This is a genomic window from Streptomyces sp. TLI_185, assembly GCF_003814765.1.
Taxonomy (GTDB): Bacteria; Actinomycetota; Actinomycetes; order Streptomycetales; family Streptomycetaceae; genus Streptomyces.
The window spans coordinates 6666510-6688747 of the sequence record NZ_RKRB01000001.1; the positions used below are offsets into that span (position 1 = coordinate 6666510).

Sequence of the window (22238 nt, forward strand, 5' to 3'; positions counted from 1 at the left end):
ACGACCGCCTACTCCTCGAAGGTCGCGGCCAGGGCCTGAGCCAGGCCCGGAACCAGGTCGGAGCCCGTGAGGACCTCTGTCGGCGTGTCCTTCTCGCGCAGCCGCAGCGCCGAGTCGCGGGCACCGTCGCGCAGCACGGCCACCGTCATCCGGACCTCCTGACGGTCCGGGTGCCCGGCCACCCACTTCGCCAGCCCGGCCTCGTCCAGCCCCTCGGGGACCTGGGACTCGGCGGACGGCGGCAGCATCAGCCGCTCCACCGTGAGCGCGCAGCCGGCCACCGCGTCGGGCCAGGCGATCGTCGCGAGGAACTCGTCCAGCGGCTTGCCGGCCGGGATCTCGTCCTGCTCGACCGGGGTGAGACCGGTGGTGTCGGGCTCGTCCGCAAGACCCAGCTGAGCCGCGAGCGCGGGTTCCTGGGACCGCAGCCGAGCGGTGTCTACGAGGGCGAAGAGGCGGGCGGGCTGGTCCCAGCCGAGGCCGGAGGTGTACTCGTCGATCTCGAGTACGGCCCGGGTGAGCGGGCTCGCTGCCATGGGAGTGTTGGACATGGTCACAATCCTGCCTCGTTCATGGCCGGAATCGGGAACCGAGTAAACGGTGAGTAAGTTGCATAGGTGTGGGCCCGCGATCACGGGGGCCACGGAGGGGCTCACGAACACGCGGGGGCCTGACGAACCGACAGCGACTTCGAGGTGCGCACCTTGGCTTTCCAGATGCCGGACCGCGGCGGAGGCCCGACGGGGCCACGGATCAGAGTGGGCCGCCCGTCCCGGCGAGTCCGGACCCTGCTCATGACACTGGGCGTCCTTGCCGTCCTCGGCATGGCGTTCACCATGTTCGCGGGCTTCTGGACGGACTGGCTCTGGTACCGCTCCGTGAAGTACTCGTCCGTCTTCACCACCACCCTGTGGACCAAGATCGGACTGTTCTTCGTCTTCGGTCTGCTGATGGCCCTCGCGGTCGGCTTCAACATCTGGCTGGCGCACCGGTTGCGACCGCCGCTGAGCGCCATGTCGATGGAGCAGCAGAGCCTCGACCGCTACCGGATGGGCATCGCCCCGTACAAGACCTGGCTGTTGCTCGGGATCACCGCCCTGGTCGGTCTGATCGCCGGCGCCTCGGCGTCCAGCCAGTGGCGCACCTGGCTGATGTGGGTCAACGGCGTGCCCTTCCACCAGAAGGACCCGCAGTTCCACCTCGACGTCTCCTTCTACGCCTTCGACCTGCCCTGGTACCGCTTCCTGCTCGGCTTCGGCTTCGCCGCCGCGATCCTCTCCCTGATCGCCGCCGCGCTCACGCACTACCTGTACGGCGGCCTCAGGATCACCTCCCCGGGTGCGCGCGCAACCGCCACCGCCACCAGTCATCTCTCGGTACTGCTCGGCATCTTCGTCGCCCTGAAGGCGGTCGCGTACTGGCTCGACCGGTACGGCCTCGCGGTGAAGTCGAGCGACTTCAAGGCGACGGACAACTGGACCGGCCTCAGGTACGTCGACGCGAACGCCTACCTGCCGGCCAAGACGATCCTGTTCTGCATCGCCGTCATCTGTGCACTGCTGTTCTTCGCCACCCTGTGGCGGCGCACCTGGCAGCTGCCCGTGATCGGTTTCGGCCTGATGGTGCTCTCGGCGATCCTCATCGGTGGCCTGTACCCGGCGATCATCCAGAAGTTCCAGGTCCAGCCCAACGAGCAGGCCAAGGAAGCGCCGTACGTCCAGAAGAACCTCAAGGCGACACGCGAGGCGTACGGCATCGACGACACCAAGGTGAGCGAGTACTCGGGGACGAGCACCGCCAAGGACAAGACCAAGCTGCGCGACGGCGTCGACGACGCGGCGAGCATCCGGATCCTGGACCCGAACATCGTCTCGCCCACCTTCCAGCAGCTCCAACAGATCAGGAACTACTACGCGTTCCCGAACAACCTGGACGTCGACCGCTACAGCAAGGGTGGCAAGGAGCAGGACACCGTCATCGGTCTGCGCGAGCTGAACCTCAACGGCATTCCGAAGAACAACTGGATCAACGACCACTTCCGCTACACCCACGGCTACGGCGTGGTCGCCGCCAAGGGCACCGAGGTCGAGGACGGCCAGCCCGTCTTCACCGAGTCCGACCTGCCGTCCACCGGTGACCTCGGAAAGTACAAGCAGCAGATCTACTACGGCGAGAAGACCACCACCTACTCGATCGTCGGCGGTCCCCAGCAGGAGATCGACTACTCCGACGACAGCGGCGAGAAGACCACCAGCTACAAGGGCAACAGCGGCGTCAACCTCGCCAACCCGATCAACCGGGCCGCCTACGCGGTCGCGTTCAACGAGCCGCAGATGCTGTACTCCGGGGCGATCGGCAAGGGTTCGCGGATCCTCTACAACCGCACTCCCAAGGAGCGCGTCGAGGCGGTGGCGCCCTGGCTGACCATCGACGGCGACGCCTACCCGGCGGTGGTGCACGGCCGTATCCAGTGGATCGTCGACGCCTACACGACGACGAACGGATATCCGTACGCCTCCCGGACGACCCTCGGCGACACCACCGCCGACTCGCTGACGGCGACCAACACCAACCGCGCGGTGGTGGCCCAGCAGAACCAGGTCAACTACATCCGCAACTCGGTGAAGGCGACCGTCGACGCGTACACGGGCGACGTCAAGCTCTACCAGTGGGACACCGGGGACCCCGTCCTGAAGACGTGGATGAAGGCGTTCCCGGGCACGGTGAAGCCGAAGTCGGCCATCACGCACGACCTGCAGGCCCACTTCCGTTACCCGCAGGACCTGTTCAAGGTCCAGCGCGAGCTGCTCAGCCGCTACCACGTGACGGACGCGCAGACCTTCCTCACCGGCAGCGAGGTGTGGCAGGTGCCGGACGACCCGACCAACAAGTCGGGCAACGCGGTGCCGCCGTACTACCTGAGCATGAAGATGCCCGGCCAGTCCTCGCAGGCGTTCTCGCTGACGACGACCTTCACGCCGAACGGACGGGACAACCTCAGTGCGTTCATGGCGGTCGACGCCGATGCGAGCACCGGTGACTACGGCAAGATCAGAATCCTGAAACTGCCGACGAGCACGACCGTCGACGGACCCAAACAGGTACAGAGCAAGTTCAACTCCGAACAGGACATCGCCGCGGCGATCAAGCTCCTCAAGGGCGGCGACTCCGACATCGAGTACGGCAACCTGCTGACGGTGCCACTCGACGGAGGACTGCTTTACGTGGAGCCGGTCTACGTACGCGGTGGTGGACTCAAGTACCCGCTGCTGCGCAAGGTGTTGGTGACCTACGGAGGCAACACCGCCTTCGAGGACACTCTGGACGAGGCCCTCAACAAGGTCTTCGGGGCGGAGAGTTCGACCACACCGCCGCCGGACACGGGAACGACCCCACCGCCGACGTCCAGTAATCCCACGGTCCAGCAGGCGTTGAACGACGCCCAGAAGGCCTTCGACGCCGGTCAGGAAGCCCTGAAGAAGGGCGACTGGCAGGCGTACGGCAAGGCGCAGAAGGACCTCCAGGACGCCCTCAAGCGGGCCGAGGACGCACAGGCCAAGGCGGGCAAGACGGGTGGCGGCGGCAACAAGAGCAGCAGCCCCAGTCCGAGCGGCAGTCCGAGCCCGAGCGGCAGCTCCGGCAGCGGCTGATCATGCCCGCCCCGCGTCGTGGTACGGTTGCCACACAACGACGCGGGGTGGAGCAGCTCGGTAGCTCGCTGGGCTCATAACCCAGAGGTCGCAGGTTCAAATCCTGTCCCCGCTACTGCAGTCGAAGGCCCGGATCCTCAAGGATCCGGGCCTTCGTGATGTGCGAACGCATGTGCCGGTCAGGGGGATCGTCATGCCGCCTCGGGGAGTTGGGACAACTGTGTTTGACTTGTCTCTCTGTGGGCATGTCGACAAAACGCTGAAGTGACCTCACTGGCTGCGGTATACCAGGTGTACCCAGGTTGCAGGTGGTGCGACGATGGACGTTATGGGGGACAAGGCAACTCTGTTCGAGACAGGGCGATTTGTGCAGCCTTCCGAACCCGGCGAAGCCGGGGAGGTGGCTGAGGAGGCCGTCGAGGAAGTTCGTCAGCGGCTCGCCGCCGAGGCCGGCGACGTCGAGGCGATGAGTGTCCTCGGGGCCATGCTGCTGCGCCGCGGTGATCTCGACGGAGCCGAGCCCCATCTGCGTGCCGCCACCGCCGCGGGAGACCGTGCCGCCGCCAACAACCTGGGAGTCCTTCTCCATCAGCGCGGATACGCCGACGACGCCGCCGGCTGGTGGCGCATCGCCGCCGTCGCCGGGTCCGCGGCGGCCGCACACGCGCTCGGGCGCCATCACCGCGAGCGCGGGGACGAGCCCGCCGCCGAGTACTGGCTGCGGCAGTCCGCCGAACAGGGGCACGCCCTCGGCGCCTACGCGCTCGCCGATCTGCTGGAGCACCGCGGGGACACCGGCGCCGAGGACTGGATGCGGGCCGCGGCGGAGCGCGGGCACCGGGAGGCGGCGTACCGCCTGGCGCGCGCGCTCGACCGCAAGGCGGCCTGCCAGGGCGAAGACGGGGCTGACAACGGTGTCGAACTGCTGGCCCAGGCCGAGCAGTTCTACCGGCAGGCCGCCGCGCGCGGCCACCGGCGGGCCGCGCTGCACCTCGGCGCGATCCTGGAGAAGCGCGGTGAGCTCAAGGAGGCCGGGCGCTGGTATCTGACGTCCGCCAAGGACGGCGAGGCGCGCGCCGCCTGCGCGCTGGGCTTCCTGCTGCGGGACGCCGGCGACACCGAGAGCGCCGCCGTGTGGTGGCTCAGGGCCGCGCAGGACGGGGACGGCAACGCCGCCAACGCGCTCGGCGCCCTCCACGCCGAGCGCGGGGAGACGCAGACCGCCGAGCGCTGGTACCGGGCGGCGATGGACGCCGGCGACGACAACGGCGCCTACAACCTCGGGCTGCTCTGCGCCGCACAGGGGAGGACCGCACAGGCCGAGCAGTGGTACCGCCGCGCCGCGTACGCCGGACACCGCGAGGCGGCGAACGCGCTGGCCATCCTGCTGCTCCAGGGCGGCGACACGACAGGTGCCGAGCCGTGGTTCTCCAAGGCCGCGGAGGCCGGGAGCGTGGACGCCGCGTTCAACCTGGGGATCCTGCACGCCGGGCGCGCCGAGGACGACGTCGCGCTGCGCTGGTACGAGCGCGCTGCGGCCGCCGGGCACACGGAGGCGGCGCTGCAGGTCGGCATGGCGCGGCTGCGGGGCGGGGACGAGCGCGCGGCGGAGCGGCATCTGCGCTGCGCGGCAGGAGGCGGCAGCGCGGAGGCCGCGTACCGGCTGGCGACCGTCCTGGACGCCCGGCGGCCGCCTGCGCCCGCGCATGAGCTCGGGGAGTCCGCGCACGAGAAGACCGAGTGCGAGGAGTGGTACGAGCGCGCGGCTTCCCAGGGGCACCGGCGGGCGCAGGTGCGGGTCGGGATGATGTCCGCCGCCCGCGGGGACGTGGTGGAGGCGGCGCGCTGGTACCGGGCGGCCGCGGAGGCCGGGTCCCGCAACGGCGCCTTCAACCTCGGGCTGCTGCTGGCCCGCGAGGGGAGCGAGCCGGAGGCGGCCGTGTGGTGGACGCGGGCCGCCGACGCGGGGCACGGCCGGGCCGCGCTGCGGCTGGCCCTGGTCTACGCGCGTCGGGGTGAGCTGGCGGAGGGGCAGCGGTGGGCGGAGCGGGCGGTGGCGCTGGGACCGGTGGCTGTTTCGGAGCGGGCGACTCGGTTGCGGGATGCGCTGCGGGAGGAGCTGTCGGCGTAGGGGTGCCGTGGCGGGGCCCGGGTGTTCTCGCCCCCGCCGCCCCTACCCGTCCCGTCCCCAGGGGCTCTGACCTGGATCCCGTTCGGCCCGAAGGGCCTCGTCCTCGAACGCCGGACGGGCTGAAAAGAAGCGATTTGCCATCGCCGTCGTCACTGACGTAACGTTGCGTTCATCGACGCGGGGTGGAGCAGCTCGGTAGCTCGCTGGGCTCATAACCCAGAGGTCGCAGGTTCAAATCCTGTCCCCGCTACTGAAGGCCGAGGGCCGGAATCCAGTGAATGGATTCCGGCCCTCGGTGTTTCCAGAATTGCCGGCGTGCGGTCGGGCGGCGGAGCCCGCCGCCCGCGAGAAGGTGGTTACGCCGCCGCGCAGTTCGGGCAGATGCCGCGGTACGTGACCTCGACGTCCGAGACGGTGAAGCCGAAGCGCTCCGTGTCGGGGAGGTCGGCGAGCGGGTTGCCGCTCGGGTGGACGTCGCGGATCGCGCCGCACTGGGCACAGACCAGGTGGTGGTGCGGCCGGTGCGCGTTCGGGTCGTACCGCTTGGCGCGCTTGTCGGTGGAGACCTCGAGCACCTCGCCGAGGGAGACCAGCTCGCCCAGCGTGTTGTAGACGGTCGCGCGGGAGATCTCGGGCAGCTTGGCGACGGCCCGGGAGTGGACCTCGTCGGCGGTCAGATGCACGTGCTCGCCGTCGAGAACCTCGGCCACGACGCGCCGCTGCGCGGTCATCCGCCATCCGCGTCCGCGCAGCCGTTCCAGAAGGTCACTCATGAAATCCAGCCTAACAGCAGGGGGACCATTTTCCGAACAGGTGTGACTTTGGATCGCTGCTGGACTTGGACTTGGTCCAATATGGCCTCTGGTCCCCCTGCGAGGTCAGGCGGGCACGTGCTGCCGTACCGGTGCCCAGCAGCGGATGATGTCGCGGACCGAGACGATGCCTACCGGCTCGCCGTGGTCGAGGACGATGAGATGGCGGAAGCCGCCGTGGGCCATGGCGCGGGCCGCCTCCTCCAGCGTCCAGGACGGGGCGGCGAAGACGACGTCGTTGGTGGTGTGGTCGTGGGCTCGCTCGGTGTCGGGGCTCTGGCCGAGGCCGACGGAGTTGAGGATGTCGCGTTCGGTGAGGATGCCGATACCGCCGGCGTCCGGGTCGAGGACCACGGCCGCGCCGACACGGCGGGCGGACATCAGGGCTGCGGCCTGGCGGAGGGTGTGGGCGGGGCCGATGGTGAGGACCACTGTGCTCATGGCGTCGCGGACGAGCATGGGATGGAGCCACCTCCAAAGGAATCCATCTAGTGCAGGGATTCACAAGTTCACAAGTGGGGGGACTCTCAGAGTCGCAGGTAAAGCGGGGGTCAACAAGAGGGCGCGTGCGGCCAATTGAGGGCGCACGCGCTCATCTGTGCTTTTGCGGGTACTCCTCAGTAGCGCTCGTTGAGATAGCCCAGCAACTCGTCGTGGAGCAGGCCGTTGGACGCGGCCGCGTTGCCGCTGTGCGGGCCCGGGCGGCCGTCCAGGCCCGTGAAGGTGCCGCCGGCCTCGGTGACGATGATCGTGTTGGCGGCCATGTCCCAGAGGGAGAGCTCCGGCTCGGCGCAGATGTCGACGGCGCCCTCGGCGACCAGCATGTAGGGCCAGAAGTCGCCGTACGCGCGCGTGCGCCACACCTCGCGGGTCAGGTCCAGGAAGCCGCCCAGCCGGCCCTGGTCCTCCCAGCCCGTCAGGGAGGAGTACGCGAACGAGGCGTCCGACAGCTTCGCGACGCGGGAGACCTGCAGGCGGGAGGCGGAGGAGAGGCTGCGGCCGGTGAAGGCGCCGTGGCCCTTCGCGGCCCACCAGCGGCGGCCCAGGGCGGGGGCGGAGACGACGCCGACGACGGGCTCGAAGCCGGTCTCGCCCGCCTCCATCAGGGAGATCAGGGTGGCCCACACCGGGACACCGCGCACGTAGTTCTTGGTGCCGTCGATCGGGTCGACCACCCAGCGGCGGGGGCCCGTGCCCTCCAGGCCGTACTCCTCGCCGAGGACCGCGTCGCGGGGGCGGGCGCGCTGGAGCTGGCCGCGGATGAGCTCCTCCGCCGCCTTGTCCGCTTCACTCACCGGGGTCATGTCCGGTTTCGTCTCGACCTTGAGGTCGAGCGCCTTGAAGCGGGACATCGTTGCCGCGTCGGCGGCGTCCGCGAGGACGTGGGCGAAACGGAGATCGTCGAGGTAGTCCGGCATGGAACGAACGCTATCCGGCGAGGTCGCGATGGGGCCACCAGGCCATGCTCACGGTTTGGCGGCACATTGCCGCCCCGGGGGACGGCACATGGCGGCCGAATGGCGCCCCCGCGTGCGCCCGCGAACCCTTGACAGTGCCCTTGTGCGCGTCAAATCTGGGCGCAGAGCCGCTCGCCCCAGGGAGGCGATGATGCCTGCAGCGCGGGAATCCCTACTGGACGCCGCGTACACGGCGCTGGCGCGCCGACCGTGGTCCGCCGTACGGATGGTGGACGTCGCCTCGGCCGCCGGAGTGTCCCGGCAGACCCTCTACAACGAGTTCGGCAGCAAGGAGGGGCTCGCCAGGGCGCTTGTGAGAAGGGAGGCGGACGGCTACCTCGCCGGGGTCGAACGCGCGCTCGCCACCCACAGCGACGCCCGCGACCGGCTCACCGCGACCGCCGAATGGACCGCGTCCACGGCGCGCGAGAACGCACTCGTACGGGCCATGCTGACCGGCTGCTGGAGTGAACGGCTGCCCTCGCCGACGCTGTCCGCGGTGCCGTCCTCCTCCGCGGTGCCGGCGCAGCGGCGGGCGGACGGTCCGCTGCCGTCTCCCGGCGACTTCGTGGCGATCGTCCGGGACCGGGCCGTGGCGGTGCTGTCGAAGCCGGGGGCGGTCAAGTCGGACACGGCGGATCTGGCGCGCTCCTGTGAGCTGGTCGTGCGGCTCGCCCTGTCCTGCGTGGCGGCGCCGCCGGGCGAGGGCGGGGTGGCGGAGCTGGTCCGCACGACCCTGCCCCGGCAGGCGGTGTGAGGGGTTGCGTCAGCCGAACCCTCGTGTGGTCGAGGCTCGCGAGCCCTTCCGCTGCGTAGTCGGCGAGGTGCTTGCGGACGGGGACGATCTGCGGGCGCCGGCAGAGCGCGACGCAGTGGCCGAGCTTCCAGGAGCCGACCTCACGCTGGAGCGCGGCGAAGTGCTGGGGCTGGTCGGCGAGTCGGGGCCCGCGAAGTCACCGACCGCGCCGACCGTGCTCGGACTGCTGCCGGGAAACGCGGAGGTGCGGGGGTAGGTACGGCTCGACGGGCAGGAGCTGGTCGGCGCCGGGGCACGGGAGTTGACGCATATCCGCGCCAGGACATGACCCGCGAACAGACGCCGGAACGCGCCGTCGAACTGCTCGACCTCGTCGGCGTCCCCGAACTCGCCCTCCCCTCACGGGCGTTCTCGTACGAGATGGCCGACCAGGTCCTCTTCCCGCCCGTACGGCAGGACGTTTAGTGGGCCGATCCGGAGAGCTGGAGGCCGATCACGCCCACGATGACCAGGCTGATCGAGACGAGCTTCAGCGTGGACACCAGGTCGCCGAGGAAGATCATGCCGTAGATCGCGGTGCCCGCCGCGCCGATGCCGGTCCACACCGCGTAGGCAGGGCCGACGTCCAGCTTCCTCAGGGACAGGGTGAGGAGGCCGAAGCTGCCCAGGGCGAAGACGCAGAACGCGATCGTCGGCCACAGGCGGGTGAAACCGTGGGAGAGCTTGAGGCACACGGCGAAACCCGTCTCGAGCAACCCGGCCACCACTACCAGCAGCCACGCCATGTGCTGTCCTCCCGTATGTCCGGCTCGGTGCGATTATGCACTTACCGGGCTCGGCGCCTCACAAACAACGCGGAGGTCAGTCGCCCTCCGTGCGTTCCCGCGTGGCCAGCAGTCGGCGCAGCGAATAGAGCCGGGCAGGGTCGGCGTGGCCCTCGGCCACCCACTCGTCCAGCGCGCAGTCCGGCTCGTCGTGGCTGCATGCGCGCGGGCAGCCCTCCGTGCCCGGTTCCAGGTCGGGGAAGGCATGGATGACGCGGGACGGATCGATGTGGTGCAGGCCGAAGGACCGTACGCCCGGGGTGTCGATCACCCAGCCGTCGTCGCTGTCCGCGAGCGGCAGGGCGAGCGCGGAGGTGGTGGTGTGGCGGCCGCGGCCGGTCACCGCGTTCACATGTCCGGTCGAACGCCGCTGTTCCAGCGGGACCAGCGCGTTGACCAGGGTCGTCTTGCCGACGCCCGAGTGACCGACGAACGCCGTGATCTTGCCGTCGAGTTGCTCGCGCACGCGGGCGACCGCGCTGCCGTTCTCCAGCTCCTCACGGCTGGTCACGACGTACGGGATGTCGAGGGCGCCGTACAACTCGAGGAGCTTGTCGGGCGGGGCGAGGTCCGACTTCGTCAGCACCAGCAGCGGGGTCAGTCCGCCGTCGAACGCCGCGACCAGGCAGCGGTCGATCAGACGGGGCCGCGGCTCGGGGTCGGCCAGGGCCGTGACGATCGCCAACTGGTCGGCGTTGGCGACGACCACGCGCTCGTACGGGTCGTCGTCATCGGCGGTGCGGCGTAGGACCGAGGTGCGCTTCTCGATGCGGACGATGCGCGCGAGGGTGTCCTTCTTGCCGGACATGTCACCGACGAGGGCCACCCGGTCGCCCACGATCGCCGCCTTGCGGCCGAGTTCGCGGGCCTTCATCGCCATCACGATCCGGTCGTCGACGAGGACGGTCAGCCGGCCCCGGTCGACGGTGAGGACCATGCCCTCGGCCGCGTCCTCGTGGGCGGGGCGGATGTTAGTGCGAGGCCGGGTGCCCTTGCGGTTCGGGCGGCTGCGGATGTCGTCCTCGTCGGTGTGCTTGCCGTAGCGGCGCATGGCGTGAGTCCCTACGCTCCGAGCATCCCGGCCCACATGTCGGGGAAGTCCGGCAGGGTCTTCGCCGTCGTCGCCACGTTCTCGATCTGCACGCCCTCGACCGCGAGGCCGATGATCGCGCCGGCCGTCGCCATGCGGTGGTCCTCGTACGTGTGGAAGATCCCGCCGTGCAGGGCGCGCGGGCGGATGTGCAGACCGTCGGCGGTCTCGGTGACGTCACCGCCGAGCTCGTTGATCTCCTTGGTGAGCGCGGCCAGCCGGTCCGTCTCGTGCAGCCGCAGATGTGCCACACCGCGGAGGGTGGAGGGGGAGTCCGCGAGGGCTGCGACCGCCGCGATGCCGGGGGTCAGCTCGCCGACCTCGCCCAGGTCCACGTCGATACCGCGGATCACGCCCGAACCGGTGAACTCGAGGCCGTACTCGGTCAGTTCGCAGGCACCGCCCATCTCGGTGAAGATCTCCCGCAGCTTGTCGCCGGGCTGCGTGGTACGGGACGGCCAGTCGGGGACGACGACCTTGCCGCCGGTCACCAGGGCGGCCGCCAGGAACGGCTGCGCGTTGGACAGGTCCGGCTCGATCGTCAGGTCCCGGCCGAGCAGCGCGCCCGGCGTCACCCGCCACACGTTGGGCTCGCCGCCCGACTCCGGGGTGTCCACCTGGGCACCGACCGCGCGCAGCATGTCGACGGTCATGCGGATGTGCGGGAGGGAGGGCAGGGAGCTGCCGATGTGACGGACCTCGACGCCCTGGTTGAAGCGCGGGCCGGAGAGCAGCAGGGCGCTCACGAACTGGGAGGACGACGAGGCGTCGATCTCCACCGGGCCGCCGTCCAGGGCGCCCCCGCCGTGCACCGTCAGGGGCAGTGCGCCGCGGCCGTCGTCGTCGATGCGGGCGCCGAGCACGCGCAGGGCGTCGATCACGCCGTTCAGGGGACGCTCGTACGACCTCGGGTCGCCGTCGAAGCGGATGGGGCCGTCGGCGAGCGCGGCCACCGGGGGCAGGAAGCGCATCACCGTGCCGGCGTTGCCGACGTCGACCGTGGCCGGGCCGTGCAGTCCGGTGGGGAGCACCCGCCAGGTCTCGCCGGTGCCGTCGGGGCCCACGCCCTCCTCGATGCCGACGCCCATCGCGCGGAGCGCTGCCGCCATGAGCAGGGTGTCGCGGGAACGCAGGGGGCGGCGCAGCCAGCCCGGTTCGCTGGCGAGAGCCGCGAGCACCAGGGCGCGGTTGGTGACCGACTTGGACCCCGGCACGTGGACCGTCGCGTCGACGGCTCCGCTCGCGAGGGGGGCGGGCCAGAGGGCGGTGTGTGCGGCGGGGTTTTGGGCCATGGGTTCACTTTATAAGGAGGCGGTCGTTCAGCTGCGGCGCCGTTGGGGCTGGTCGCTCCCCCACTCTCGGCTTCGCTCGAGCGGGGGTGTCCCCATCGCGGCGGAGCCGCTGATCGGCTGTGACATCAGCCGCTGCCGCGGCGGGGCCCCGCGCCCCTGCGTGACTCGCCCCTTCGGGGCTTTGTCACACCTCCAGCAGCCAACGCCCCCCACCTATCAGCGAGCACAGGCTCACCGCATGGAACAGGAACAGCCACAGCCCCGCCGGCACATGCGTCAACCGCGACAGCTGATCCGCGTCCGAGTCCCCGGCACCCCCTCGCATCCGCTTCGCCTGCAGCTCGAAGGCCGGGCGTACCCCGCCCACCAGCAGGAACCACACCACCGCATACGCGAACGCCGCCTGTACCTGGGGGCCCGCCAGCCACGACACCAGCAGGAATGCGCCGCCGGTCAGGACCACCGTCAGGGCGCCGTACGCGTTGCGGATCATCACCAGCATGGCGACGAGCAGGGCTGTCGCCAGCCACAGCAGCAGGGTGATGTGGCCGGCGGCGAGCAGGGCCGCGCCGCCCAGGCCCAGGAGCGGGGGAGCGGTGTAGCCGGCGGCCGCGGTGAGGATCATGCCGAGGCCGTGCGGCTTGCCGCGGCTGACGGTGAGACCGCTGGTGTCGGAGTGCAGTCGTATGCCCGTCAGTTGGCGGCCGGTGAGCAGGGCGATCAGGCCGTGGCCGCCCTCGTGGGCGATGGTGATGGCGTTGCGCGAGATGCGCCAGACACCCTGCGGGACGATCGCGGCGAGCGCCGCGACGAGCGTCGCGATCACCACCCACATGTCGGGGTCGGGCTGGTCTCCGAAGACCCGGTCCCAGAGGGAGGCGAGCGAGGCGATAGCGAGGCTGTCCATTGTCGGCGGTGGCTCCCATGGGTCTCGTCGAATCTGGCAGTGTGGCACGTATGTGCGGACGGTATGCAGCGAGTCGTAGGCCCGAGGATCTCGCAGGAATCTTTGAGATCGAGAAGTGGGAACCCGAGGAGACCCTGGCGCCCGACTACAACGTGGCCCCCACCAAGGAGGTCTACGCCGTCCTGGACCGCCCTCTTAAGGACGTCGACGACCGGCGGCCGGTTCGGCAGCTGCGGAAGCTGAAGTGGGGCCTGGTGCCGTCCTGGTCGAAGACCCCGGAGGGCGCGGCGCGGATGATCAACGCGCGTGCGGAGACCGTCCATGAGAAGCCGTCGTACAAGCGGGCCTTCTCCTCCCGCCGCTGCATCATCCCCGCCGACGGCTACTACGAGTGGGTCACCGGCCAGGGGGAGCGGGACCTGGAGGTCGAGGGGAAGAAGAAGCGGCCCCGCAAGCAGCCGTACTTCGTGCTGCCCGCCGACGGGTCGGTCTTCGCGATGGCCGGGCTGTACGAGTTCTGGCGGGACAAGACCCTGCCGGACGACCACCCGCAGGCCTGGTGGGTGACCTGCTCGGTGATCACGACCGAGGCGGAGACGACACCGCTCGCCGTCGCCCCGGCCGAGGGCCCGCACGCGCTCGCCGACATCCACCCCCGGATGCCGCTGATGCTCACCCCGGACCGCTGGGACGCCTGGCTCGACCCGGCCCGCACCGACCCCGAGGACCTGCGGTCGCTCCTGGAGCCGCCGCCCGCCGGACTGATGCGCGCCTACCCCGTGTCCACCGCGGTCAGCAACGTCCGCAACAACGGACCGGAGCTGCTGAAGGAGCTCGAGGGCCCCGAAGAAGGCACACTCTTCTGATGTGACAGAGCTGACAGAAGTGACACAGGACGTCGACACCGGTGCCGGTCCGGCCCGCATCACCTGGCGTCACGCCGCGCAGCCGCGGCTCGTCCTCGCCGTCAGTCACGGCGCCGGCGGCGGCATCGAGGCACGGGACCTGCAGGCCCTCGCCCAGGTCCTGCCCGGACACGGAGTGACGGTCGCCCTCGTCGAACAGCCCTGGCGGGTGGCCGGCAAGAAGCTGGCGCCCGCCCCGAAGACGCTCGACCTCGGGTGGCGCGGGATCTGGCCCGCGCTCGCCGAGCCCGGACTGCCGGTGATCTCGGGCGGACGGAGCGCGGGAGCCCGGGTCGCCTGTCGTACGGCCGTCGAGCTCGGTGCCCGTGCCGTCCTCGCCCTCAGCTTCCCGCTGCATCCGCCGGGCAGGCCCGAGAAGTCCCGCGCCGATGAGCTGCTCGGGTCCGGGGTGCCCACCCTCGTCGTACAGGGCGGGAACGACCCCTTCGGGAAGCCCGAGGAGTTCCCGAAAGGGACGTACGAGCTGGTCGATGTGCCCTACGGCGACCACGGGTTCGCCGTGCCCAAGCGGGCGGAGATCACGCAGGAGCAGGCGCTGGAGATCATCACGGACGGCGTCACCCGGTGGACCGCGTCACTCGGGTGACGGCGGGGAATGCCGGGCGGGCGGCCACTGTTGAGGCGGACAGAAGTGCTGGAGACCAGCACAGATCGTCGTGGGAGAGGAAGTCCGCCGCATGGGTTCGACCGTATGCCCGAGCCGCAGCAGCCGCACTGACCTGGACTGGACGGTGCTGACTGCGGCCAAGACCACCCCTATTCGAGGGGCGGCGGGGACGGGTCGTCGTCTATCCTCCGATTCTGGCGACACCGGTTTCGGTGCTGCCCGGAATCTTGAGGAGGTGGGTCCGGTCACCGGTACCGACGCAGGGACCGACAACGGCCAGGCGGAGCTGCCCGAGGGCCAGGGCATCAGTGCGGAGTCGACCGCGGAGCGCACCGCGCGCTTCGAGCGGGACGCGCTCGAATTCCTCGACCAGATGTACTCGGCGGCGCTGCGCATGACGCGCAACCCGGCCGATGCCGAGGACCTGGTGCAGGAGACGTACGCGAAGGCGTACGCGTCCTTCCACCAGTTCCGCGAAGGCACCAATCTCAAGGCGTGGCTGTACCGGATCCTCACCAACACCTTCATCAACTCGTACCGCAAGAAGCAGCGCGAACCCCAGCGCTCCGCGGCCGAGGAGATCGAGGACTGGCAGCTCGCCCGGGCCGAGTCGCACATGTCGACCGGTCTGCGCTCCGCGGAGTCGCAGGCGCTCGACCACCTGCCCGACTCGGACGTGAAGGAAGCACTCCAGGCGATCCCCGAGGAGTTCCGCATCGCCGTGTACCTCGCCGACGTCGAGGGCTTTGCATACAAGGAGATCGCGGACATCATGGGGACACCCATCGGTACGGTGATGTCCCGGCTGCACCGGGGCCGCCGTCAACTGCGCGGCATGCTCGAGGACTACGCGCGCGAGCGCGGGCTGGTCCCGGCCGGCGCCGGAGAGTCGGACGAAGCGAAAGGCTCGGGCTCATGAGCTGCGGAGAGCCGCACGAGACGGACTGCAGTGAGGTCCTCGACCATCTCTACGAGTTCCTCGACAGCGAGATGCCGGACGTCGACCGCGACAAGTTCAAGCAGCACTTCACGGAGTGCTCGCCGTGCCTCGAGAAGTACGGCCTGGAGCAGGCCGTGAAGAAGCTGGTCAAGCGGTGCTGCGGCCATGACGACGTACCGACCGACCTGCGCGCCAAGGTCCTGGGGCGGCTCGACCTGATCCGCTCCGGGCAGCCTGTCCCCGAGCACGACATCACCGCGACCCCGCAGGAATCCTGAACTCCCCCGGACCTTCGTCCGGAATGCCGGGAACGGGCTGTCGTCACTCGAACGTGCTAATCCGCGGTTCATAAGCCCGCGGAGTCCCCCCGGGCCGCCCTAGTCTCCTCAGCCGGAGCAGGTTCGGCCGGGAGGGGCGTGATGGAGGCGGTTCCGGCACGGGCACGCGCGTACGTCGCCTGTACGGTCCTCGGCGCGCTGCTGTGCCTGCTTCCGCTGCGCGCCGTCCACACCTCCTGGCGGGCGGTCGCCCTGCTCGCCCTGCTGTACGCCGGCTGCGAGCAGGCCGCCACCCGATGGCGCTTTGCCGGAACGTTCTACCCGGTGCTGCTCGCCGGTGCCTTCCTGCTGCCGCCCCCGGCCGCGGCCCTGGTCGCGCTGCCGGGGGCGCTGCTCTCCCGGGTCGACCAGCGGCCGCGCAGGCTGCGGCGGTGCTGGCGGGCCGCACAGCTGGTCCTCGGCGTGTGGGCCGCCGGCCGGGTGCACTGGTCGCTGGGCGGGCGGGACGCGGTCGTGGCCTCCGACTTCCCGTACGCGCTCGTGCCCGCGGGCGCCGCGGTGCTGGCGTTCTGCCTGGTGCTGACCGCCCTCGACGGCGGGATCCGCGTGCTGGCCGAGCGGGTACCGGTGCGGCGGGCCTGGCGTGGGCTGTTCGTACGGTCCCTCGCGCCGGTCGTCGTGCACGGCCTCGCCGGGCTGATGATGGCCGTCCTGTGGCGCAGCCCGTACGGCCCCGTCGCCGCGCTGCTGGTGCTGCTGCCGATGTGCGTGTCCTGGTGGGTGTTCACGCAGTACCACCGGGAGCGCGCCGCCCACCAGGCGACGATCCGGGCGCTGGTGCAGGCCGTCGACATCAAGGACGAGTACACGCGCGGCCACAGCGAGCGGGTCGGTCAGGCGTCCATGATGATCGCCCGGGAACTCGGCATGGACGACGAGCGCGTCGAGGTCCTCCGGTTCGCCGGAATCCTGCACGACGTGGGCAAACTCGGCGTCCCCACACGGCTGTTGAGGAAAGACGGGCCGCTGACCCCCGAAGAACGGCGGGTGATCGAGCTGCATCCCGAGTACGGCCACGAAATGGTGCGCGGAATCGGTTTTCTGGGCGAGGCCCGGGCCGCCGTGCTCCACCATCACGAACGCCTTGACGGCAGCGGATACCCGTACGGGCTGCGCGGAAGCCAGATCCCCGAATCGGCACGGGTGGTGGCCGTCGCGGACGCCTTCGACGCGATGACGTCCACGCGCTGCTACCGGCGCGCCCGGCCCGTCCCGGTGGCCCTGGAGGAGCTGGAGCGGTGTGCGGGGGCGCAGTTCGACCCCCGCATGGTCGCGGCACTGGTGCAGGCGCTCGGCCGGTGCGGCTGGCATCCCGCGGTCACCGCGGAGGAGCAACCGCGCGTTCCGGCACCCGCCCAGGCCGTCTCCAGTCGGCCGGGAGCCCGGGGATGAGCGCCTGGTGGTCGCGGTGGGGGAGTTGCCGTGTGTTCCTGGATCTGGTGCGGTTGTCTTCAGCCGGTCGGGGGGTCGGGGATGAGCGCCCGGTGGTCGCGATGAGGGAGCGGCCCCGCCTGCCTGCACCCGCCGCGACCCTCTCCAGTCGGCCCGGAGGCCGCCGATGAGCGCCCGGCCGCCGCTGATGCTCCTCATCCACGCCTGTGCCGCCGTCCTCGCCGCCGTCTCCCTCGCCGTCACCCACCGGACCGGCCTGGAGGAGCGCCCCACGGCCCTCGCCTTCGGCCTGCTCGTCACCATCGGCGAACTCAGCCGCTGGACCGGCGCCCGGGTCCGGGAGGCCGCGCCGCTCGGGGCCGCCGGCGCGATGTCGTACGCCCTGCTCGGGGAGGACGCCGGACAGCCCACCCACCACGGCGTCACCCAGGTCGTCGCCGTCGTCCTCGCCGCCGCCCTCATCGGCAGCGTGCCGCACATCGCCTGCGGACGCGGACCTGTGCTCGACCACCTTGCGCGCCGCGTGCTCACCGTCGGATTCGCCGCGGTCTGCTTCCAACCCCTGTACAACCGGGGGGCGTTCGGTGAATGGCGCGGCCCCGCCTACGCCCTGCTGCTCCTGGCCCTCCTCGCGCTCACCGCTTTGTGCGACGCCGTGCTCGCCGCCGCACTCGCCCACTCCCGCACCCGGTGGCCCTTCGGCCCGCTGCTGCGGGACGAACTGCACGCCCTCCTCGGCATCGGCTCCGCCGTGTGCGCCACGGGCGCGGTGATGGCGCTCGCGGTCGCCGTCGTCGGGCTGTGGGCGCTTCCCGTCTTCTCGCTGCCGCTGCTGCTGACCCAGCTGTCCTTCAAGCGGTACGCGGCCGTACGGACCACCTACCGGCAGACCATCACCTCCCTGGCTCGCGCCACCGAGATCGCCGGGTACACCCCCGCCGGGCACGCCCGCCGGGTGGCCGCCCTCAGCCGTGCCGTCGGACGTGACCTCGGACTCACCCGGCCCGAACTGACCGTGCTGGAGTACGCCGCCCTCATGCACGACATCGGACAGCTGAGCCTGGTCGACCCGGTACCGGCGGGCGCCACCGCCGGCCTGCCCACGGCCGAGCAGCGCCGCATCGCCCTGCTCGGCGGGGCCGTCGTACGCCAGACCGGCGTCGATGCGGCGGTCGCCGTGGTCGTCGAGCGGCAGGCCGACCCCTACCGGGAGCAGCCCCTTGCCGCCCGGATCGTGCGGGCCGTCAACGCGTACGACGAGAAAGCACGTGACGCCGGGCCCGGCGGGCCCCTCACGGCGCTGGAGGAGCTGCGGCTCGCCACCGCCGGGGACTATGCGCCCGAAGTGGTGGAATCGCTGGCCCGGGTCCTCGCACGGGACTGTCTGACCCTGCCTGCGGCTGGGTAACCCATGGGTAATGAGCGCCCTTCCAGCCGTACGTGGTTGGATGCGAATGAGAGGGTGTGTCCGGGGGCAGCACTAGCCAGCCCACTCCACGGAACTGGCAGGGAATCGTGAGGATCTTCGGCAAGGGACGGCACCGGCCCTCCGCCTCCTGGCGGCAGGCCACCGACCGCGCGTTCACGCTGATCGGCGACGGCCGGTACGAGGACGCGGGAGCGCTGCTGACACGTGCCGCCGACCTGGAGCCCTGGCTGTCCGAGTCCTGGTTCAACCTCGCCCTGCTGCACAAGTTCCGGCACGACTGGGAGCAGGCCCGCGCCGCAGGCCTGCGCGCCGTCGCCCTGCTCGACCGGGAGACCGGCGCCCCCGACTGGTGGAACGTGGGCATCGCGGCCACCGCCCTGCAGGACTGGCCGCTGGCCCGGCGGGCCTGGCAGGCGTACGGGCTGCGGGTGCCGGGGGCTGCCGCGGCCAACGGTGAGCCCGTCGGCATGGAGCTGGGCAGCGCTGCGGTGCGGCTGTCCCCGGAGGGGGAGGCCGAGGTGGTGTGGGGGCGGCGGCTGGACCCCGCGCGCATCGAGGTGCTGTCGATTCCGCTGCCGTCTTCCGGGCGGCGCTGGGGTGAGGTCGTGCTGCACGACGGCGTTCCCCACGGGGAGCGGACGACCGCTGCCGGGCATGCCTACCCGGTGTTCGACGAGATCGAGCTTTGGGCGCCGTCGCCGGTGCCGACGTGGGTGGTGCTGTTGGAGGCCGCCACGGAGGCGGACCGGGATGCCTTGGAGCAGCTGGCTGCGGACGCGGGGTTTGCCGCGGAGGACTGGTCGTCCTCGGTGCGGCTGCTTTGTCGTATGTGCTCGGAGTCGCGGATGCCGTCCGACGAGGGGGACGGGGAACATCTGGATCCCCATGATCACAGTGAGCCCGGGCATCCGGGGCCGCTGGGGCATCGGACCGATGGGCAGCTTTGGGTGCCTGAGCGGGAGTGTGGCGTGGCCGCCCCGGCTTCGCTGGTCAGGGGGCTGCTGGACGGGTGGGTCGCCGATAGTCCCGACTCGCGGGATTGGCGGGATCTCGAAGAGGTCTGCTAGCGCCGTTGCCGGGTGCGGGCTTGTTGTGGCTGGTCGCGCCCACGCGGCGGAGCCGCATATGGACACAGTCCCGCGCCCCTGTCGGGGCGCGTTCCCCCGTACCCTGTATCCGCATCGCACCCCTGTTTTTCTGAGGAAGGCATACGTCGGTCATGGCGCAGCAGGACACCGATCAGCAGCACGTGGGCGTGCTCCCCGTGGACGACGAGGGCTTCGTCATCGACACCGAGGAGACCGAGGAGCGCGAGAACGCCTGGCGTGAGCGGGGCACCTCGCGGCCGATCACCGTCGTCGGGAACCCGGTGCTGCACAAGGAGTGCAAGGACGTCACTGAGTTCGGCGAGGAACTGCAGCAGCTGGTCGCGGACATGTTCGCCTCGCAGCGCACCGCCGAGGGTGTGGGCCTGGCCGCCAACCAGATCGGCGTCGACCTCAAGGTCTTCGTCTACGACTGCGGTGACGACGAGGGCGTCCGGCACGTCGGTGTCGTCTGCAACCCCAAGCTGGTCGACCTGCCCGCCGAGCGGCGCCGTCTGGACGACAGCAACGAGGGCTGCCTGTCCGTGCCCACCGCGTATGCGCCGCTCGCCCGTCCCGACTACGCCGAGGTGACCGGCCAGGACGAGAAGGGCAACCCGATCAAGGTCCGCGGCACCGGCTACTTCGCCCGGTGCCTGCAGCACGAGACCGACCACCTGTACGGCTACCTGTACATCGACCGGCTGTCCAAGCGTGAGCGCAAGGACGCGCTGCGGCAGATGGCCGAGAACGAGCCGCGCTACCCCGTCGTCGCCAACGACTGAGCGCCCCGGCGAGGGTCAGGCGGCCGCCTCGGGGCCCCTGAAGGTGCGCCGGTAGGCGTTCGGGGTCGTTCCGATCGCCTGGACGAACTGGTGGCGCAGTGCGGCCGCGTTGCCGAACCCCGCCCGGCCCGCGATCGCGTCCACCGTCTCGTCCGTCCCCTCCAGCAACCGCTGGGCCAGCAGCACGCGTTGCCGCAGGATCCACCGGTAGGGAGTCGTCCCCGTCTCCTGCTGGAAGCGGCGGGCGAAGGTGCGCGGCGACATGTGGGCGCGGTCGGCGAGCTGCTCGACCGTGACCTCCTCGTCGAGGTGCCGCTCCATCCACACCAGCACCTCGGCGACGGTGTCGCCGTGCGAGAGGGGCAGCGGGCGCTCGATGTACTGGGCCTGCCCGCCGTCCCGGTGCGGTGGCACCACCATCCGCCGGGCGATCCTGTTGGCGACCTCCGGGCCCTGCTCCTTGCGCACGATGTGCAGACAGGCGTCGATGCCGGCGGCGGTGCCCGCGGAGGTGATCACCGGGTCCTCGTCGACGTACAGGACGTCGGGTTCGACCGTCAGCTGCGGGTACGCCTGTGCCAGCTCCTCCGCGTGGTACCAGTGCACGGCACAGCGCCGGCCGTCGAGCAGCCCGGCCGCGGCGACCACGAAGACGCCGGAGCAGACGCTGAGGATGCGGGCGCCCCGGTCGGCCGCGCGCCGCAGCGCCTCCAGCAGCTCGGGCGGGAACTCCCGGGTCTCGAAGCGGGCGCCGGCCGGCACGGCGATGAGGTCGGCCTCCTCCAGCCGCTCCAGACCGTGCTCGACGTTCATGGAGAAGCCCGCGCGCGTGCTCAGCACCGGACCCTCGGCCGAGGCGACCGCGAAGTCGTAGACAGGCAGTCCGTCGTCGCTGCGGTCTGTGCCGAACACCTCGCAGACGACGGCCAGTTCGAAGGGATTCACGCCGTCCAGGACCACGGCGGCAACGTTCTGCAGCATGTCACCAGTGTGCCTCGCCATTGGCAGTATTTCGAGGGTCTACGGCAGTCCTGCCACTGTTTGTCAGGAGCAATCGGCGCGACAGTGGTGTCCATGGATACGGCACACCTCGAAGGACTGATCGGAATGCTGACCGTTCTCGCCATCTTCGTTCTCCTGGTCCTCCCGTCCGTGCTCGGTATCGCGCGCGACCGGCGCATCGACCGGCAGATCCGCGAGGCCGAGCAGGGCCGCCGGGAGGCCGAGGGCCTCGGCCCCGCCGGGCGTCCCGCTCGCCGGCAGCGCTACTTCACCACCACGGTGACCCACCACTCCTGAATCCCCAGGCACGAGACCCGGCCGGTCTGGGCGGCGCACAGCGGCCGCGTGGACTGCAGCCGGGTCTTCCCGTCCGCCACGGCCTTGAAGGCGGCGCTCGCATCGCCGGGCTGCAGGACGAAGCCGCTGTTGGCGGCCTCCAGGACGGAGCCGCTCGCGGTGACCGGCTTCCAGGGTCGCTTCGCGGTTCCGTCCAGGCTGATCCGGACGGTGTCGCCCACCGCCAGACAGACCATACGGCCGCTGTCGGCGGCACCGAGCGTCGAGGCCGTCGTACAGCCGCCCGTGGGGCTGGGCGTCGGGCTGGCCGGCGGGCTCTTGTGGGGGGTGGGGGAGGACGACACGCTGTTGCTGTTGCCGCCCTTGCCGCTGTCGGTCTGGTTGCCGCAGCCGGCCAGGGCGAGGGTCAGTGCCGCGAGGGCGAATGTCGTGTGGCGGATCGTTCGGCGCATGGGGGGGGCCTCCTCACCTCTGTGACGTGTGACCCCCGCGTCCGGATCCACACGGAGCCCCGGCC

At 70.8% G+C, this 22238-nt stretch carries 24 protein-coding genes and 2 tRNA genes; 16 read left to right on the forward strand and 10 right to left on the reverse strand.

Features of this window, described 5'->3' with window-relative positions; genetic code table 11:
- Positions 1–8: 8 nt before the first annotated feature.
- Positions 9–551 carry a PPA1309 family protein gene (locus EDD92_RS30820; protein ID WP_123967355.1) on the reverse strand — a complete coding sequence of 181 codons (543 nt, stop codon included), beginning with the start codon at positions 549–551 and terminating at the stop codon, positions 9–11.
- 165 nt (positions 552–716) lie between these two features.
- Here EDD92_RS30820 and EDD92_RS30825 point away from each other — a divergent pair, with 165 nt between their 5' ends.
- The 4 genes from EDD92_RS30825 (at position 717) to EDD92_RS30845 (ending at position 6031) form a co-directional block, all read left to right on the forward strand.
- Complete coding sequence (locus EDD92_RS30825) at positions 717–3650, forward strand: UPF0182 family protein (RefSeq protein WP_260327349.1); 2934 nt, start codon at positions 717–719, stop codon at positions 3648–3650.
- Between the two features lie 41 nt (positions 3651–3691).
- Positions 3692–3765, forward strand: a tRNA-Met gene (locus EDD92_RS30830).
- A gap of 204 nt (positions 3766–3969) precedes the next feature.
- Entirely contained in the window at positions 3970–5781 is a 1812-nt protein-coding gene (locus EDD92_RS30835) for an SEL1-like repeat protein (protein ID WP_123967357.1), read from the forward strand.
- A 176-nt stretch (positions 5782–5957) separates the two neighbouring features.
- Positions 5958–6031, forward strand: a tRNA-Met gene (locus EDD92_RS30845).
- Positions 6032–6137: 106 nt separating this feature from the next.
- Here EDD92_RS30845 and EDD92_RS30850 read toward each other — a convergent pair.
- From EDD92_RS30850 to hisN, 3 genes are all read right to left on the reverse strand, one after another.
- Positions 6138–6554 carry a Fur family transcriptional regulator gene (locus EDD92_RS30850; protein WP_115906041.1) on the reverse strand — a complete coding sequence of 139 codons (417 nt, stop codon included), beginning with the start codon at positions 6552–6554 and terminating at the stop codon, positions 6138–6140.
- Positions 6555–6659: 105 nt separating this feature from the next.
- A complete protein-coding gene (locus EDD92_RS30855; RefSeq protein WP_123967358.1) occupies positions 6660–7052 on the reverse strand; it encodes a cyclic nucleotide-binding/CBS domain-containing protein in 393 nt (130 codons plus the stop codon).
- 158 nt (positions 7053–7210) lie between these two features.
- A complete protein-coding gene (hisN, locus tag EDD92_RS30860) occupies positions 7211–8011 on the reverse strand; it encodes a histidinol-phosphatase (RefSeq protein ID WP_123967359.1) in 801 nt (266 codons plus the stop codon).
- Between the two features lie 187 nt (positions 8012–8198).
- On the opposite strand from hisN, the gene EDD92_RS30865 reads away from it, so the two are divergent.
- The 3 genes from EDD92_RS30865 (at position 8199) to EDD92_RS50035 (ending at position 9272) form a co-directional block, all read left to right on the forward strand.
- Positions 8199–8807: a TetR/AcrR family transcriptional regulator gene (locus EDD92_RS30865; RefSeq protein WP_123967360.1), complete on the forward strand. Its 609-nt coding sequence runs from the start codon at positions 8199–8201 to the stop codon at positions 8805–8807.
- A 25-nt stretch (positions 8808–8832) separates the two neighbouring features.
- Complete coding sequence (locus EDD92_RS50530; RefSeq protein ID WP_221268309.1) at positions 8833–9063, forward strand: hypothetical protein; 231 nt, start codon at positions 8833–8835, stop codon at positions 9061–9063.
- A 68-nt stretch (positions 9064–9131) separates the two neighbouring features.
- Positions 9132–9272, forward strand: coding sequence for a hypothetical protein (locus tag EDD92_RS50035; RefSeq protein ID WP_185124176.1), 141 nt, complete (start codon positions 9132–9134; stop codon positions 9270–9272).
- Here EDD92_RS50035 and EDD92_RS30875 read toward each other — a convergent pair.
- The 4 genes from EDD92_RS30875 to EDD92_RS30890 all read right to left on the reverse strand — a co-directional run bounded on the left by EDD92_RS30875 (position 9269) and on the right by EDD92_RS30890 (position 12920).
- Entirely contained in the window at positions 9269–9592 is a 324-nt protein-coding gene (locus tag EDD92_RS30875) for a multidrug efflux SMR transporter (RefSeq protein WP_030929096.1), read from the reverse strand. The genes EDD92_RS50035 and EDD92_RS30875 overlap by 4 nt on opposite strands.
- Before the next feature lie 76 nt (positions 9593–9668).
- Positions 9669–10682, reverse strand: coding sequence for a ribosome small subunit-dependent GTPase A (gene rsgA, locus EDD92_RS30880; RefSeq protein ID WP_123967361.1), 1014 nt, complete (start codon positions 10680–10682; stop codon positions 9669–9671).
- Between the two features lie 11 nt (positions 10683–10693).
- Entirely contained in the window at positions 10694–12013 is a 1320-nt protein-coding gene (gene aroA / locus EDD92_RS30885; RefSeq protein WP_123967362.1) for a 3-phosphoshikimate 1-carboxyvinyltransferase, read from the reverse strand.
- A gap of 184 nt (positions 12014–12197) precedes the next feature.
- The gene (locus EDD92_RS30890; protein WP_030929087.1) at positions 12198–12920 is read right to left on the reverse strand and encodes a M50 family metallopeptidase; all 723 of its coding nucleotides are present in this window, start codon (positions 12918–12920) and stop codon (positions 12198–12200) included.
- Between the two features lie 50 nt (positions 12921–12970).
- Here EDD92_RS30890 and EDD92_RS30895 point away from each other — a divergent pair, with 50 nt between their 5' ends.
- From EDD92_RS30895 to def, 8 genes are all read left to right on the forward strand, one after another.
- Positions 12971–13786, forward strand: coding sequence for an SOS response-associated peptidase (locus tag EDD92_RS30895; RefSeq protein WP_123967363.1), 816 nt, complete (start codon positions 12971–12973; stop codon positions 13784–13786).
- 19 nt (positions 13787–13805) lie between these two features.
- Positions 13806–14432, forward strand: coding sequence for an alpha/beta family hydrolase (locus EDD92_RS30900; RefSeq protein ID WP_123970625.1), 627 nt, complete (start codon positions 13806–13808; stop codon positions 14430–14432).
- 256 nt (positions 14433–14688) lie between these two features.
- Positions 14689–15372 (forward strand): RNA polymerase sigma factor SigR, encoded by a 684-nt coding sequence (sigR, locus tag EDD92_RS30905; protein WP_030929077.1) that lies wholly within the window; start codon positions 14689–14691, stop codon positions 15370–15372.
- Entirely contained in the window at positions 15369–15671 is a 303-nt protein-coding gene (gene rsrA, locus EDD92_RS30910) for a mycothiol system anti-sigma-R factor (protein ID WP_123967364.1), read from the forward strand. The genes sigR and rsrA overlap by 4 nt, the downstream gene beginning before the upstream one ends.
- Before the next feature lie 141 nt (positions 15672–15812).
- Positions 15813–17123: an HD-GYP domain-containing protein gene (locus EDD92_RS30915; RefSeq protein WP_123967365.1), complete on the forward strand. Its 1311-nt coding sequence runs from the start codon at positions 15813–15815 to the stop codon at positions 17121–17123.
- Between the two features lie 166 nt (positions 17124–17289).
- A complete protein-coding gene (locus EDD92_RS30920; RefSeq protein WP_123967366.1) occupies positions 17290–18531 on the forward strand; it encodes an HD-GYP domain-containing protein in 1242 nt (413 codons plus the stop codon).
- 107 nt (positions 18532–18638) lie between these two features.
- Positions 18639–19619, forward strand: a complete 981-nt coding sequence (locus tag EDD92_RS30925) for a hypothetical protein (RefSeq protein WP_123967367.1) — start codon at positions 18639–18641, stop codon at positions 19617–19619.
- Between the two features lie 152 nt (positions 19620–19771).
- Entirely contained in the window at positions 19772–20422 is a 651-nt protein-coding gene (gene def, locus EDD92_RS30930; protein WP_123967368.1) for a peptide deformylase, read from the forward strand.
- A 15-nt stretch (positions 20423–20437) separates the two neighbouring features.
- On the opposite strand, the gene EDD92_RS30935 is transcribed toward def, so the two are convergent.
- Positions 20438–21403, reverse strand: coding sequence for a GlxA family transcriptional regulator (locus EDD92_RS30935; protein WP_123967369.1), 966 nt, complete (start codon positions 21401–21403; stop codon positions 20438–20440).
- Positions 21404–21496: 93 nt separating this feature from the next.
- Here EDD92_RS30935 and EDD92_RS30940 point away from each other — a divergent pair, with 93 nt between their 5' ends.
- Positions 21497–21721: a hypothetical protein gene (locus EDD92_RS30940; protein ID WP_185124514.1), complete on the forward strand. Its 225-nt coding sequence runs from the start codon at positions 21497–21499 to the stop codon at positions 21719–21721.
- Here the strand turns inward: EDD92_RS30940 and EDD92_RS30945 are convergent.
- The gene (locus EDD92_RS30945; protein ID WP_185124177.1) at positions 21688–22173 is read right to left on the reverse strand and encodes a hypothetical protein; all 486 of its coding nucleotides are present in this window, start codon (positions 22171–22173) and stop codon (positions 21688–21690) included. The two genes, EDD92_RS30940 and EDD92_RS30945, sit on opposite strands and share 34 nt — an antisense overlap.
- Between the last annotated feature and the right edge of the window lie 65 nt (positions 22174–22238).